Below are 16,867 nucleotides of genomic sequence, written 5' to 3'. Positions count from 1 at the left end.
TATAAACGTTGGTCTGGGGTTTAAAGGCATAAATAATGCCTTTAAATCTGCCTACGGCAGACGACATAATTTAAAAGTGTTTAAATTATGCCGCATTTACTTAGGTTCTGTATTTTAGAACCTTATGTACCATTACGTTTATAATCAAGCGAAAGCGTGTCTGCGACGAAATATACAAACAGCAAAACGGATTACATAAAACAATAAAGTATAAGTTTTTTTATGAGGAAGTATTATGAGCAACAGACTTACAATAGGTGACGTGGCAGATGCACTTGGAGTTTCAAAAACCACGGTTTCACGAGCAATTTCTGGAAAAGGACGAATAAGTCCTTCAACAAGGAAAAAAGTACAACAGTATATTGAACAATACCACTATCAGCCTAATGGTATTGCTAAATCTCTTGCGCAGAAAAAAACATATAATATAGCAGTTACATGGTCAGGAGATTATGAACTAATAGAATTACCTTTTTTTCAAAACTGCCTTACAGGTATAACACAGGTAATGTCAAATGAAGGCTATGACGTTTTGATAACTCTTATTGTAGGTAACAATATTGATAATTTAAAAAGAGTAATAGATAACAAGAAGGTGGATGGAGTTGTACTCACACGTTCACTTATAGATGATGGTCCTGCAAATTATCTTAAAAGGACAGGAATTCCTTTTGTAGTAATAGGATCATCAGATGATAATGAATTAACTCAAATTGATAATGATCATTTCGAAGCCTGTAGAGAACTTACGAGTAAGCTTATTAATCAGGGAATGCATAGAATAGCTCTTCTTGGCGGTTCTAGCAATCATATGATTACAAAGACAAGATATGGCGGCTTTGTCAAAGCCTTTCATGAAAACAGGGTTACACTTGATACTTCTATAATCTTTTTAGATGTTAACACAGATAAAAGAATATCAGAAATACTATCCTATATAGTGACAAGCTCGGTAGATGGTCTTATTTGTATGGATGATACCTACGCGGGAAGAGTTATTGAGATATGCAAAAATGATCATATTAGAATTCCAGAGGATTTAAGGCTGGCATCGTTTTACAATTCTTCAATTCTTGCAGGAGCAAAGCCTGAAGTAACATCCCTTGATTTTAATGACAGAAATCTTGGAAGTGTAGCTGCAAAAGTATTGCTTCAGAAGATTAATGGAATAGCAGTATCTAATAAAATGCTTAAAACATATGATATTAAGCTTAAAGAAAGTACCAGATTTTAATTGAAAATAGGAGTAAGAGATGAAATTAACCAAAGAAAGTCAGGTAACATTTGATAACAAAAGCATTATTGTAGATGGCAGACGTTGTTTTCCTGTAATGGGAGAAATGCATTTTTCCAGGTATCCACATAAATACTGGAAAGAAGAACTTTTCAAAATAAAAAGTGGTGGAGTTGATATAGTTTCTTTGTATACCATTTGGATTCATCACGAAGAAACAGAAGGTGAATTTGATTTTACAGGTGATAAGAATTTAAGAGCTTTCCTTGAAGATGTGCAAAGAACAGGATTATATTGCTTTCTAAGAATAGGACCATGGGCACATGGTGAAGCAAGAAATGGCGGTTTTCCTGATTGGCTTTTGGATAAAGAAAAGACAAATGGTTTTAGAACCAGAACAAATGATGAGGAGTATTTGCACTATGTGAAAACATTCTATGAAAAAATCTTTGAGCAGGTTAAAGGCCTTTTCATTAAAGACGGTGGTCCTATTATCGGAATTCAGATAGAAAATGAATATGGACATGTTGGTGGACAAACAGGAGAAGAAGGCGAAGAGCATATGAAGACTCTTTACAATATGGCAAGAGAAATCGGCTTTGATGCACCATTATGGACAGCTACAGGATGGGGAGGAGCAGTAACAGGTGGTCTTTTGCCAGTTATGGGAGGATATTGTGAAGCACCTTGGGATCAGAGACTTACAGAGATTGAGCCAAGCGGCAATTACGTATTTACTCCTGAGAGGAACGATCACAATATCGCATCTGATCATGGTCTTGGTTATGGCATTACTTTTGATATGAACAAGTTCCCGTATCTTACCGCAGAACTTGGCGGCGGACTCCAGGTAACTGAGCATAGACGTCCTGTTGCAAGTTCAGAAGACATAGGAGCAATGTCACTTGCAAAGCTTGGATCTGGGTGCAATCTCCTTGGATACTATATGTATCATGGAGGAACTAACCCATATGGAAAGTACACTACGCTGATGGAGTCAAAAGAGACAGGTTATCCAAATGACCTTCCTGTCCTGTCATATGATTTTAATGCACCCATAAAAGAATATGGTCAACTTACAGACACTTATAGAGAAATAAGGCTTTTATCTTCATTCGTGCATGATTTTGGAAGCGATTTATGTGATATGAATCTTGTAATGCAGAAAGAAAATTCAGAAAATCCAGAGGATTTAGAGACTTTAAGAACTTCTGTTCGTTATCATAAAGAAGAGATAAACAACGAGGAAATTCCATCTGGTTATCTTTTTGTAAACAATTATCAAAGAAGATATGAAATGGCATCACACAAAGGCGTTGAATTAAAAGCATATGATGAGAATGAAAAAGTGCTTGTAAATTTTCCTGGAAAAATAAATATAGAAAATGGCGATTATTTCTTTCTTCCATTTAATATGAAAATAGGTGAAAAGGCACTTCTAAAGACTGCTTTTGCAACACCATTTTGTATTTTAAATAATTCTCCAAAGCAAGGCAAAAAGACTTATGTATTTTATAAAGCCTGTGCTGCAAAAGAGCCTTCATTTGACATAAAAGGAGACCTTGATGGTAATATAATAGCTGTGATTAGTAGAAATGAAGCACTTTATTCACAGAAAATTACTATATCCGGCAAAGATTACCTTGTTTTTTCAGAAAATGATATTGTATTATCAGAAAATGGTTATGATATGCTCGTAAATGTAAATGATGATGAAGGTTTTGAAGAGCCTGAAGTGGGAACGTTTTACATTTATCCGGATTTAAATTGTATTCCAGAGAGCTTTCACAAGGTTGCAAAAGAAATAGAATTAGGCGAAAACTTACGTAAGGTAGGCTTTATTAATATGGCTGATTTTACAGAATATGCTTTTGACTATTCTCTTTATAGCAGCATAAGTTATAATATAATGCCAAAGGCAAAGATAATGTCTGCAGCAGATAATTCAAAGGAAGCAGTTTTGGTTAAGGATAAGGAAAGAAACTGCTATAATCTTCATATAGAAGGAATAGAAGAAAACATGGAAGATGTTTTTCTTCGAATAGGATATTCAGGAAACCATGGCGGAATGTTTGGAGAAAATGATTTTAGAGCTGATAGTTTCTATACAGGACAGAAATGGGAAATAGGTCTTAAAAGATTCCTTGACAGGGATTGTAAGTTGCATAATACTACAAGACGTCCTGATACTTTCAGTGCAGAATTTGCAATAACACCACTTTACGAGAATGCGCCAAAGTATTTGCAAAGCTGGCCTGAAATGGAAAATGGAAAAGCGTGCAGAATTGATTCATTAGAAGTTATCTGCCAATATCGAATAAAACTCTTATAAAAATATTAAAGCCGCATTTAAGAAAACTTCCATATCATTTGATATGGAAGTTTTTCTTAACAATAGGATTTGTATTACAGTTTTGAGTAATGTAAGTAATGTAATACCTATTACGTAAATAATCGAAAAGAGTGTGAGAGTATTCATTCATATCTGTACAAAAATCGAATTATTTGAGATAATACTAGTGTTCTGTCTGAAATTAGGGGAACTGCGTTAAGAAAACTTTTAAGTCTTATTATTTAAAATAATTTAGAAAGCGTTGGTTTTATACAAAGAGGACATGAAAAGAAAAAATCTAAAAAGTCTGGATAAAATTCTATTTGAAAATTCGAGGAGAAAAATAGAAGAGGAGCACCAGACACACATTGTAAACAATCATCACGTTAATACTCAGAAAAAGATTAAACAAAGAATCATAAGCTGGATTTTTCTTCTGCCCAGTTTGATTGGAGTTTTACTATTTTTTGGAGCACCTTTTGCGGTGGTAATCTATTATTCTTTTATCAGTAATCCAATACAACATCTGTTCGTTGGAACAGCAAATTATTATTGGGTATTAAGAAATGCAGCATTTAGAATGGCGGCTTTCAATACTCTTAGGTTTTCTGCCATTGCAGTTCCACTTGCGGTAGTATTATCGCTTATGCTGGCGATGGTGCTAGAAAGCAGCATACCAGGGAAAAGTGCGTTTCGTAGTATGTTTCTATCTCCAATGATGGTACCTATTGCTTCAGTCGTACTGATATGGCAGGTTTTGTTTCATTATAACGGACTTACCAACAGAGTGTTGAATGTAGCTTTGGGATTTACAAAGATAGACTGGTTAAAGTCAAAGTATGCTCCAATTGTAATAGTTATTCTGTTTTTGTGGAAAAACCTTGGATATAACATGATTTTGTTCATGGCAGCGCTATCTAGTGTCCCAGTTGAACTATTGGAAGCAGCAAGGCTTGAAAAGGCAAACAGATGGCAGATTTTTTGGAGTATAAAGATTCATTATCTGGCATCTACTATCATGTTTGTATCTTTAATGTCTTTAATTAACTCTTTTAAGACTTTCAGAGAGATTTATTTAATGACAGGTGGATATCCGTATGAATCATTATATATGCTGCAGCATTATATGAATAATAAGTTTAACAAACTTGATTATCAGGATTTGTCGGCAGCAGCCATTCTTATGGCGGGAGTAGTAATAGTCGTAGTAGCAGTTTTGTTCTATATAGAAGGACGAGTCGGAAAGGATGTGGAGAACGGATGATCCGCCAGAAAGTAGCCGGAAAAGCTTATAAAGAATGCATCGTAAAGCGTGCTCCTGAAAATGCCTGGCGAGATATTCCCGGAGCACATGAAGAAGTAGTCAAAGAAGAAAAGAAAACTTATACAAAGGCTCAGATACGAAAAGAGATAAAAATGTATAGGAGCTATGTGAAATCACATAAACGAAAAGAAAGAATAGATATTGCAGGAAAAATAATCGGAATGCTTATCTGCGGAATGTTTGCGTTTTTGTTTTTAACACCGATTGTGCTTACATTTACTAACTCATTTATGTCTCCTTCGGAAATAAGTTCTAACTATGGAGCTATTTTTTCCACCACATCATCAGGCGGAAAAGTGTATATTTCCAAGATGGTCAATTTGAAGTTTATACCAGATATTGTCACATTTCATCAGTATTTTACAGCATTGCTTAAGAGTCCTGCTTATTTGTATAAATTTTGGAATTCTATGATTTATGTAATTCCTATTGTGATTTTTCAGCTGTTGATAGCTTCACTTGCATCATATGGTTTTGCCAGATATACAGGAGTGATAAAAAAAATAATATTCTTCCTATATATTATTATAATGATGATGCCTTACCAGGTAACACTTGTACCAAACTTTTTGGTATCACAATTTTTGCATATATATGATACGAGATTTGCAATATGGCTTCCTGGTTTTTTCTCGCCATTTGCAGTGTATCTTTTTACTAAATTTATAAGAAGAATTCCTGAATCACTTTTTGAAGCGGCTAGAATCGACGGAGCAGGCGAGTGGCAGATTTTTTCAAAAATCTGTATGCCGCTTTGTAAAGGCGGTCTTGTATCAGTTGCTATTTTGATATTTATTGATTATTGGAACATGGTTGAGCAGCCGCTTATCCTGCTTACAAACGAGGAACTGCATCCATTATCAGTATTCTTGTCCAAGATTAATAGCGGAGAAATTTCTTTGGCATTTGCCATTGCCGTAATATATATGGTTCCACCACTTTTGGTATTCATGTATGGGGAAGAATATCTTGTAGAAGGAATCACATATCAGGGTGGAACAAAGGGTTAATAATTATATCGAGAAAAGAGTAGAGAATATGAAAAAGATTAATGATGATTTAGAAAATGAGTTAGAAAGCAGCAAAAAAAACAGTGCAGGAGAAGATTTTATCGAAAAGGAAAACGAAAGTGTTGATAGCTTAGAACAAAAAGATGAACTCGAGATAGCACTTGAGCAGGAAGCTCAAAAAGCAGCTAAAAAGCGCGAACTTGAAAATGCAAGAATTCCTAAGGGAATGACAAGAGATGAGTATCGTGCGCAGAAGAGAAAAGATAGAATCAAAAACTTTGCGATAGCATTTCTTGCGATAATGCTTCTTCTTACATTTTTTTCCAATACTATAATGAATGTAACACTACCGGAAGTTGCCACAGCGTATGTTAAAAGTGATGATATCTCTCCTCAGATAAGAGGAACAGGAACTGCAACAAGTGGACAGCCTTATAATGTGGTAATCAATCAGGCAAGAACTATTAAATCTGTTAATGTGAAAGTTGGAGCAGAAGTTAAGAAAGGTGATACTATCTATACACTTGAAGATACCGAGTCTACAGACCTTGATTCCGCTAAAGGAGATGTTGATAAGGCAAAAGATGCTTATGAACTTGCATTCTTTAATTCAGATATTCCAGCTGAAGATCTCGCTAAAATTAGAAAAGGCGGCAATATTTCAATTGATTCATTGCTAAAAGAGTATCAGAAAGCTAATAAGACCTATCAGGCAGCATTGAAAGAAGATGAGGATGTAAAAGTTAATCAGGAACTTCTTGATTTTGAGAAAACACTTGCAACTTTATACATAACAACTGATGAAGATCATGATAGTGCCACAACAGGAAATACAACAATGTCAAATGCTGATATTGAGTACCAGAAAAATAATCGTATTCCTCAACTTATAAAGAAGCAGACTAAGATTGTAGATGATTTAAAGACTAAAAAAAGTAATCTTCTAGCTAAGATAGCTGAAATAACTGGGGGAAGTTCATCAATATCTTCAGATTCAAGTACATCAAGTTCGTCAGACTCGAATTCAGTGGTTACTACTAATAAAAATTTCTCCACAGATGATTTGGATGAAGAGACTAAAAAACTTCTTTTCGAATATGAGAATGAACTGGATAAGGTAATTGGTGAGTTATATCAGGCAGAAAGCAAGCTAAAAGTCTATGAAAACGAACTTGAGAAGATAACTGATTTCTCAGCACTTGAAGGAAGAAATTCTTCCTACTATGACGGAAGAATTGAATCAGAGAAACAGCACAAAAAGCAGACTGAAAAGGCTTTAGAGGATGCTAAAACAGATAAAGAAAAAGTTTATGCAAAAATAAAAGCAGAACTTGAACTTGTACAGCTTAGAAAATCTTATCAGAACGCTCAGAACAAGGTTTCGAAGATTGCCAAGAATGCTCAGGGCGGAAATGTTACAGCGCCTATTGCAGGAACAATTTCAAACCTTGCAGCTCAGGCTGGTGAGATTACATCCGCCAATCAGACTATTGCAACAATTCAGCCTAAAGGTAAAGCCCTTACTTGCAGTTTTTCAGTTACTTCTGAACAGGCCAAAAAAGTAAAGGTTGGTGAAGAGGCACAGCCACAGAATGCCTGGGCATATTCTGACTTTAGTGCAAAGCTTACATCTATAACAAACGATACAAATGATCCTACAGGACATAAGGTACTTAACTTTGAGATTAATAGTTCTGAAGTTACAAGTGGACAGTCTGTAAGCCTTGCTATCGGTGAAAATGCAGTTAGCTATGATCTTGTTGTACCTAACAGTGCAATAAGAGATGATAATAATGGAAAATTCATCCTTGTAGTAATCAGCAAGTCTTCACCACTTGGCAATCGTTATATTGCCAGCAGAGTAGATGTTCAGATTATTGCTCAGGATGATACTAAGAGCGCTATAAATGGTTCTGTTGAAAATTACAGTTATGTTATTACAACAGCGACAGCTCCTGTTAAAGCCGGTGATCAGGTAAGACTTGCAGATACAAACCTCTAATACTAAAGAATGGAATACGGACATAAAGTTATGATTAAAAAAAATAATATAGAAAAAGCATGGCTCCGATTCCAAAGAGCTATTAAGCCACTTCGAAAAAGATTAATTTTAGAAATAGTGCTTCTTGTAATTGTGTTCACTACAAGCGTTGTTTCTAAAAGTATGGTTACGTCCCTTGAAGACCAAAACGCAGGAAAAAGATGGGGAACTGACCAAAAATATGGACAACTTAGTGTCTATTTTACAGATAGCGCAGCTATCACTCCAGACAATATTCGTGAATTTGAGTACAAAATAGATCAGAAAATTGTTGAAAACGCGCTTGCAAATGATTCAGATGAAGATTCATCAACAGAAGGGGACTCTTCATCTGGAGATAATAGTGAATCTGAAGATGAAAATGCTACACCAAATACTCATGGCGAAGGAAAGGAACCTTCAAATGGACCAAGCGATTTTCCAGGCTCAAATTCTGGAATGAATGCAGGAGAAGGCGGAAATGAATCTGCAGCTTTTTCGGAAGAAGGCCTTAATAATACTTTGGGGGAGAATAGAAAAAAAGAAAACGATTTGGACGAAGAAAATGCTGGATTAGATAATAGTGATGTTTCTGACTCTGGTGCAAGTAATGAAGATAAAACAAATAAAAAGGAAAAGACTTCCAAAGAGCAAGATACTGATGAACGAAACTATATAGACTGTTATAGCGCACCTGGCGAAATTACAATAAATAAAGGCGATAAATCTTTGACAGTTCAGGCAGTTGGAGTAGGAGGAGATTTTTTCTTTTTTCATCCTATGAAACTTATATCAGGTGCATACTTTACCAAAGATGCACTTATGAAGGATCAGATTGTAGTAGATGAAGATCTTGCATGGTCCTTGTATGGTTCTAATGATGTCGTAGGACAGGTTATAAATATTGGTGAAGTGCCTCATATTATTTGCGGAGTAGTAGCCAAAAAACATAATAAGATATATGATGCAGCAGGACTTAAGAATTCCATGGTTTTCTTATCTTACCAAAGTCTTGCACTATATGGGACTATTAATACAAGTGCTGGTAGGGATAATTCTGATAATAACCAAAATGGAGGCAGTCCTTCATCAGGCAATACAAATGGAAGTTCTTCGAATTCAATAAACACAAGTGCAATAAACACAGTGTCGGGTTCTTCTACAGAAACAGCACATTCTAATAAGCCATCACCTCTTGATGCACAAAAAGAAATACTTCTAGCTGAGTCTGAAGTTGACAGCGCATCAACATTAACGAATGACTTGGATAATAGTAGCACACAAGATTCTCAAGGTGGTTCAACATCTACTGATAGCGCTGATAACCCATCGACATCTAATCCTTATAAAGGAGGAGATTCGTCGTCTTCGTCTAATGAGTCCGATAATAGTCTAGATAACAGTGGTGACAATTCAGATTCGTCAAATGCTAACAATACAAATAGCGATTCATCAGATGGAAGTATGAGCGATGGTGGTAATAGTAGTTTTTCAACAGGCTCAGATGATACTTCTACAGATAGTTCAAATAGTGATAGTACGAAACTTATTTCAATACAGCTTGGAGATGCAGACAGTACAGATATTCCAAGTACAGATGTTTCAAATGTTCCTGGTATCAGCACTTATGAAATAGTAATGCCAAATGCTGTTACTAACTTTGCATACAACCTTGTTAAAGAACAAATAGGACTAGATGATAATCAGATGACTATAATTGATAATGGAGAACGTTTTAATGCAAAGTCATTGTTAAAACTGATAAAAGCATTTCCTACAAGGTCTATGCAGCTTACAAATTATTGTTATCCATATTGGGAGAATATTGCAAGAGGCTATGAAGATATAATTATGATACTTTTTTTGTGTAAGGTAGTATCAATTGTTATTTTCTCACTTATCCTTGGATGGCTTGTAGTTGATACATACAGATATAAGAAGTGGACAGTTTCCATGGTGATTGCGGCAATTTCCGACTATTTATATGAAAAAAAAGCTGCAAAGATTTATTCACACAAAGATAAAAAGATTTCAGAAGGGAAGTGATGTAATGTCAGTATTAAGGAAAATAGTTAGTTTTAGTCTGGTAACCTTTATGACAGTATCACTTATTTCTGGATGTGGCAAAAGTAGTGAAGTAGCCGACCATCATGTTCTGGATGATGTTTATAGGGAAGAAGATTTAAAACTTAAAAAGGAACTTGATGCAAGTAAGTATAATAAACTATGTTATGGCAGTGGTTATGTGTATTTTCTTGGTGATGGTTACAATGATCAGGGACAGTCTGTAAAGCAGTATATAGGAGGATTTAAGACTGATAAGACAGGCGAGTTTTCTTTTGAAGTTGATTTTTCGAAGGATACTAAGAAAGATGAAAATGTATATATGGCTTCATCATCTATTGATACAGAAGGTAATATTTACCTTTTGTATAATGTTTCTAAGTATACCGATGAAGAAAATTATGAAAATTATTATCTTACAAAAATTGATAATACTGGAAAAAAGATATGGAGTGTTCCGGTTAGTTCTGATGATAGTAATGGAACCTATTATGGAAACTGCCTTTATGTTGATGGAAAAGGAGTTCTTGTGCAGGGGGATTCATTATTCCTATATTCAGAAAAAAACGGGAAAAAGATTAAGACAATAAAAGAATCAGTTGACAGACTATATAAATTTGGAGGAAAGATAGTTTCTTCCAAATATACAGACAAAGGATATGAACTTCGTGAGGTTAATTTTGATAAAGGCACTCTGGGTGATGAAATAAAGATAGCCGGAGCTGTTTATAACTTTAACGATATATTTGACTCTCCTTGCAGAGATATGATATTAACAGCAAATGAGGGAATCTATGGATGTAATCTTGGTGATCCGGAAGTTAAGATGATTTTATCTTATATTGATTCAGACATAGATCAGTCAAGCGTAGTGGGTGCCTGTGAAATTTCATCAACAGAAATGATACTTCTTAATACTGACATGGATACAGGAATGTCCAAGATATCTCTTATGGTCAAGGTTCCAAAAGAAGATTTGGTGAATCAAAATGTCATTACACTTGCGTGCTCATATCTAGATTACAATTTGCAAAAACAGATAATACGATTTAATAAAAAGAATAAAAAATTTCGAATAAAAGTAATTGATTATTCGAAATATAATACCATGGATGATTATTCCGCAGGTGATACAAGACTTAATACCGATATTATTTCGGGAAATGTACCAGATATTCTGACAATGCAGGCTGATGGAAATATGGATAGCTACATAGCAAAAGGTGTAATAGAGCCGCTTGATGATTTAATAAAAAAGGACAACAATTTTGATATTAAAGATTATTACAAAAATATCTTTGATACTTTTAAAACAAACGGAAAACTATATTCAATAGTACCAAGCTATAGGGTGCTATCTGTGGCTGCCAAAACTTCCGAAGTAGGAAATGCGGAAGGTTGGAGTATGGATGACCTTATGAAATACTGTAAATCCAAAAACGTTAAGTTGTCAAAAGCTTTTGGTTCGACAATAACTAGAGAAGAAATGATTACAACGCTTATTTACATGGATAGTGAAGCTTTTATCGACTGGCCGAATAGAAAATGCTATTTTGACACAGGAGAGTTTGGCAAATTGCTTGAATTTGTTAACAACTATCCGGAATCAATTCCAGATTCTGCTTATAATAGTGATTATTCGGCAGATTGGAGAAAGGGAAAGGCACTCGTAAATCTTTTATACCTTGATTCAATTAGTAGTTATTTGGATATGGCACATGGAACGTTTGGAGAAGATATCACTCTGAAAGGTTTTCCTGGAGGGAAGGGAAACGGAAGTGTAGTATATCCTTCAATCCAGTTATCTATAAGCTCTGCTTCAAAACACAAAAATGGAGCGTGGAAATTTATCTCATCCTTCTTTTCAAAAGAATATCAGGATAATCTTGATTATGGTCTTCCAACACGAAGAGATTCTTTGGAAAAGATGATAAAGAAAGCATCAACTAGAACATATTATACTGATGAAAATGGCAAAAAAGTCGAAGAGACACAGATGATGTCTATCGGAGGACAGGATGTTAAGATAGATCCGTTGACAGAAAAAGAAGCTAATAAAATTCGGAAATTTATATCTTCATTATCTGCCAAAATCAATTATAATGAAGATATATCCAATATTATAAAAGAAGAGGCAGCAGCTTATTTCAACGGACAAAAATCAGTTGAAAGTGTGTGCACTATAATACAAAGCAGGGTTAGTATTTACGTTAACGAAAACAGTTAATTAAGAGGGTTGTAATTAAAGAGTATGCAGATTAGAGAATATCTACAGAATAAAGTACTGATTGCAGATGGAGCATTTGGTACATATTATGCACAAAAATATGACACCAATGAACTGCCTGAAAAAGCCAATATTTATTATCCAGAAAGAGTGATGCAGATTCATACGGAGTATCTTAATAGTGGGGCTAAGATGCTTCGTACCAATACTTTTGCGTGTAATAAAGCTAATTTTTCTAATAAAGAAGAGCTTATTCTTGTTATTAGAAGAGGATGTGAAATTGCTATAGAAGCGGCTAAAAGTATTAGTGACGGGGATGCATATGTATTCGGTGATATCGGTCCAATCCCGAGAGTAGTCAGTGATAAAGAAATTGATTTATATACGGATTATACTTTTATAGCCGATGTAATGATAAAATGCGGAATAACCCATTTTATGTTTGAAACTTTTGCTGATGTAGATGAGATTATTCCGGTTGCAGATTATATCAAACAAACAGATGAAAATGCATTTATTTGTATTCAGATGTGTAGTAATCAGCATGGATATACAACAGCTGGTATTCATGTTAGGAAGGCAGTTGAAAAACTATCTTTCTGTAAGAGTGTTGATGCAGCTGGACTTAACTGCGGAATTGGACCTTCTTCTATGAAGAAGATTCTAAACGAGCTGAGTTTTAGTAAAGATAAATTTATATCAGCTCTTCCAAATGCTTCTTTCCCTGTTGGTAGCAGAGGAATGGTATTTAATGGAAATCCTGGCTATTTTGCAGAACAGGTGAAAGAAATAATAGAAATGGGAGCTGATATAGTAGGCGGATGCTGTGGAACAGATCCAAGATATATCAGAGAAATATCTGAAAGAAAAATATCTAAAGCTTCCAGAATGTTTAAACAAACTCTTAATGAGTCTAGTTCCAAAGAAAGAATTAAAGACTCTTCCTTCTGGAAAGTAGCAAAAAAGAATACTCATATAGGTAACGAAAAAAGGAGAGGTAAGCTTATTACAGTAGAGCTTGCGCCTCCTTTTGGTGCAGATGATCAAAAAATAATGGACAGCGCTAATGCTCTTATAAAATTTGGTATTGATGGAGTTACATTACCAGATTCTCCATCAGGTCGTACGAGAGCAGACTCTATTCTCATGGCAAACAAAGTTTATTATGAGACAAAAATTCCTGCAATTCCGCATATTTGTTGCAGGGATCGAAACGTTATAAGTCTTCGATCAACGATACTTGGAGCGTATATTAATGGAATAAGAAATGCACTTATAATAACAGGAGATCCTGTTCCTACACTTATGCGTCAGGATATTAAGAGCGTTTTCAATTTTGACTCTGTTGGGCTTATGAAAGTACTCCAGCAGATGAATGAAGATGAATTCTATAAAGATCCTATAGTGTACGGAGCGGCTTTGTCCTATAACAGACCAAATCTTGAGATTGAACTTTCTAGAATGGAAAAGAAAATTGATGCAGGCGCATCGTTTTTTATGACGCAGCCTGTTTTTTCAAAAGAAGATATAGACAGACTGTATGCTTGCAAACAACAAATGGAGAAAATTTCAAAAGATGCAAAGCTTTTTTGTGGATTAATGCCACTTGTAAGTTATAAGAATGCGCGTTTTATTCAAAATGAAATGTCAGGTATAAATGTTCCGGATAGTCTTGTTAATAGTTTCTCAGATGATATGACGAGAAGAGAGGGAGAATTGGTCGGAATATCGTCTGTAAAGAAAGTAATGGATGAAACAAAAGACTTTGTTGATGGTTATTATTTTTCAATACCGTTTAATAGAGTTTATCTATTAGAAGATATTATTGGCTGATTATGGAGAGTAATGGAGAATAAGTTTCGAATTATACAGCTGAAGATGGTTGCTCTTTTCGTTGGTACAGTACTTGGTACATCTGCATTTTTGTCATTTATACTCATAAGCAGGTCAAGTTTAACACTACGAAAAAATGCATCTAATCTTATAGCTGCAAATACTAGGCAGATTGAATTAAATATTGATAATTATTTGGAAAGTATCGAAAGAGCAGCATCTTTATTGTATTCTGATGAGAACTATTATTCCTATGACCCTGTAGTTGATGAACTTGATGAGTATGAAAATATTCAGAAAAAAAAGCTGATTGAAGATAAAATACGAAATTTGGGATTATTAAATAACTATTCTGATTTTGGAATCATTTATTCTAACAATCAGTTTGTAGGCTGGATATCTCAGGTAACTCAGCAAATGTTTCTTGATGAAGATTTATACATAAATTTTGAGAAGATTCTTAAAAGCAGTAGCTATAAATCAAAGAACAACTCTAATGGAAGTGCGTGGGTTTTTGGAGTATCAGGGAATGAAGACAGAGCTTATTATGTAAAAAGATTTAATGAGCATGCACTAATAGTAGTATCATTTTATACAAGAGAACTGCAAAATGTGTTCAAGTTTCCGGAACAGCTCGAGGGGATGACAGTTAGGCTTACAGATGAGAAAAAGAAAATAGTTTTTTCAAGTGATTCTACAGAAATTGGCGAAATTATTCCATCCAATATCAGCGAAATATTAGATGATCGAAGCAATATAAGTATTATGAATAAAAAGCTTCTGGTAACTAGTAACACCTGTCAGAATAACTGGAAAGTAATTTGTTCGATACCATCGTATGTTGTAATAAAAGATAATGTAAAACTTCAAAGCAGTGTTATTATGATGATAATAATACTGGTGGCAATGTTTATAGTGATAGGTCTTCTTGCATATAGAAGGGTTAATAAGTCAGCAGAAAGTTTTGTGGATTCTCTTGCAAGACAGGCAGTTTCTGATCAAATGACGGGACTACTCAATAAAACATCCTTTCAGGAGGCAGTTGAAAATTGCCTTCAGGATGAAGATAAAAGAAAAAAAGCAGTATTCCTTATGATTGATCTTGATAATTTTAAGCAGGTAAATGATAAACTAGGGCATTTGGTTGGAGATCAGGCAATTAGAAAGTTTGCTTCAATTTTGAAAAATGTTTATGATGGAAAAGATTTTTACATAGGCAGACTTGGAGGAGATGAATTTGGTGTTTTCTGTGTTCTGGATATAGTTGAAGAGAGTGAGGCAAAAGATGAAATAATGCCTTATCTCGAGGAATTCAGGACTATTTTTAACAGTTCGTTTTCCATGGAACAGGATATTTGTGGTTTGTCGTATAGCTGCGGAGCAGTTAAGGCTCAAAAACAAGATAGTAGGTATAGCTTTATTTATCAAAAAGCCGATAAATTATTATATGAGTCTAAAAATACAGGAAAAGGAAAAGATACATTGCTATTTCCGGAAGTTTAGGCTGAAGTGGGGTTTTTATGAAGAAAAAGAAAAGTCATGACAAATTCGCTATAGTGATAGCCATGATGATTGTTTTCTTTGTTGCAATGTCTACGCTAAATGTGTGGCAAGCCGATATAGAGATTGAGAACATAACATCCAAACAGGAAAAAGTCAGTTTTGGATGGTGGGGCAATGACGAAAGACATCATTATACTTTGCAGGCGTTGGATCTATTTGAAAAGGATAATCCAGATATTAAGGTTAGCTATAGCTTCGGAGTGTGGGACGGATATGAAAGACGTAATAGAATCTATATGCTGTCGGGTACCGAACCGGATGTAATGCAGATTAATTATAATTGGCTTAACGAATACTCTTTTGATGGAAAAGGCTATTATGATATTAATAAACTGCGAAATAGTATTGATTTATCAGGGTATAGAGAACTGGATCTTTCGTATGGCATGATGAACGGAAAGCTAAATGCTATTCCGATTGCGTATAATAGCATTATGTGTGGCTATAATGTGGATATATTCAAGAGATATCAGATGGATATACCTAAAACCTGGGATGATTTGTTTGCTGCAGCAAAAGTAATGAAACGTGATGGCATTTATCCTATGGGAATTGGTAAAAAGCATCTTTTTATGGTGCTTATGGCGCACTATGAACAGGAAAGTGGTAAAAAAATATTTAACGAAAAGGGAGAGTATATTGGTGATGAGAAAGCAATGAAGTCCATGCTTGAATTTGGAAAAAAGCTTCTTGATGAGAAAGTAATTCCCTATTATGATGGTTTTGGAGTGGATAGCTTTTCATCTGGAAAATGCGCAGGTGTTATGTACTGGGCAAGCGATGCAGGAAGATATAACGATAAACTTGAAGAAAAAGGAATGAAATCAGTTGTAGAGTATCCTCCCGTCATGAATAATTCTCAGTTATATGGCTGGTATGTGAAACCAGCTACGATGTATGCAATACGTAAAAATATTGAGGATGAAAATGCAGCTGCAAATCTTTTGAATTTTTTGATAAACAATTCAGAAATGATAAAACTTCAGGGTACTGAAAAAGGTATTCCTATAAATAAACATGCAAGAGAAGTTTTAGCAAAAGAGAATATGCTCGAAGGTGCAGTGGCTCAGGCAGGATTTATGATTTTTAAAATTGTTGACAAGACTTCCAATATGATACCGTCTATGGAAAAAGCAGAGATACTGGATGCTTTTAAGGATGTATCTGATAGATACTTTTTTGAAAAAGAAAATTTAGATAATTCAGCAAAAATGATGAACGACCGCTTTATAAAAATTTTAGAAAATTAGTTTCAGACCT

10 protein-coding genes are annotated in these 16,867 nt (G+C 34.7%); all 10 read left to right on the top strand.

Going from position 1 to position 16,867, the window contains the following annotated elements; genetic code table 11:
* The first annotated feature begins 235 nt into the window (after positions 1-235).
* The 10 genes from G634_RS0110075 to G634_RS18750 all read left to right on the top strand — a co-directional run bounded on the left by G634_RS0110075 (position 236) and on the right by G634_RS18750 (position 16,857).
* Positions 236-1,234: a LacI family DNA-binding transcriptional regulator gene (locus G634_RS0110075; protein ID WP_026505192.1), complete on the top strand. Its 999-nt coding sequence runs from the start codon at positions 236-238 to the stop codon at positions 1,232-1,234.
* A gap of 19 nt (positions 1,235-1,253) precedes the next feature.
* Complete coding sequence (locus G634_RS0110070) at positions 1,254-3,566, top strand: beta-galactosidase (RefSeq protein ID WP_026505191.1); 2,313 nt, start codon at positions 1,254-1,256, stop codon at positions 3,564-3,566.
* A 283-nt stretch (positions 3,567-3,849) separates the two neighbouring features.
* Entirely contained in the window at positions 3,850-4,830 is a 981-nt protein-coding gene (locus G634_RS0110065) for a carbohydrate ABC transporter permease (RefSeq protein ID WP_081676579.1), read from the top strand.
* Positions 4,827-5,900 (top strand): carbohydrate ABC transporter permease, encoded by a 1,074-nt coding sequence (locus G634_RS0110060; RefSeq protein WP_242826802.1) that lies wholly within the window; start codon positions 4,827-4,829, stop codon positions 5,898-5,900. Before G634_RS0110065 ends, G634_RS0110060 begins: the two co-directional genes overlap by 4 nt.
* A 28-nt stretch (positions 5,901-5,928) precedes the next feature.
* Positions 5,929-7,902 carry an HlyD family efflux transporter periplasmic adaptor subunit gene (locus G634_RS0110055; RefSeq protein ID WP_155830556.1) on the top strand — a complete coding sequence of 658 codons (1,974 nt, stop codon included), beginning with the start codon at positions 5,929-5,931 and terminating at the stop codon, positions 7,900-7,902.
* Positions 7,903-7,932: 30 nt separating this feature from the next.
* Positions 7,933-9,966, top strand: coding sequence for an ABC transporter permease (locus G634_RS0110050; protein WP_196805338.1), 2,034 nt, complete (start codon positions 7,933-7,935; stop codon positions 9,964-9,966).
* Positions 9,967-9,970: 4 nt separating this feature from the next.
* Positions 9,971-12,211, top strand: a complete 2,241-nt coding sequence (locus G634_RS0110045) for an ABC transporter substrate-binding protein (RefSeq protein WP_196805336.1) — start codon at positions 9,971-9,973, stop codon at positions 12,209-12,211.
* A gap of 24 nt (positions 12,212-12,235) precedes the next feature.
* A complete protein-coding gene (locus tag G634_RS0110040; protein ID WP_026505185.1) occupies positions 12,236-14,044 on the top strand; it encodes a bifunctional homocysteine S-methyltransferase/methylenetetrahydrofolate reductase in 1,809 nt (602 codons plus the stop codon).
* Positions 14,045-14,056: 12 nt separating this feature from the next.
* Entirely contained in the window at positions 14,057-15,547 is a 1,491-nt protein-coding gene (locus G634_RS0110035) for a sensor domain-containing diguanylate cyclase (RefSeq protein ID WP_026505184.1), read from the top strand.
* Positions 15,548-15,564: 17 nt separating this feature from the next.
* The gene (locus G634_RS18750) at positions 15,565-16,857 is read left to right on the top strand and encodes an ABC transporter substrate-binding protein (protein ID WP_051233818.1); all 1,293 of its coding nucleotides are present in this window, start codon (positions 15,565-15,567) and stop codon (positions 16,855-16,857) included.
* Positions 16,858-16,867: the final 10 nt, after the last annotated feature.

The sequence above is a fragment of the Butyrivibrio sp. NC3005 genome (assembly GCF_000424545.1).
In the GTDB taxonomy this organism is placed as follows: domain Bacteria; phylum Bacillota; class Clostridia; order Lachnospirales; family Lachnospiraceae; genus Butyrivibrio.
Note: the sequence above shows the minus strand (reverse complement) of the source record. Positions and strands in the feature narration are given on the sequence as shown.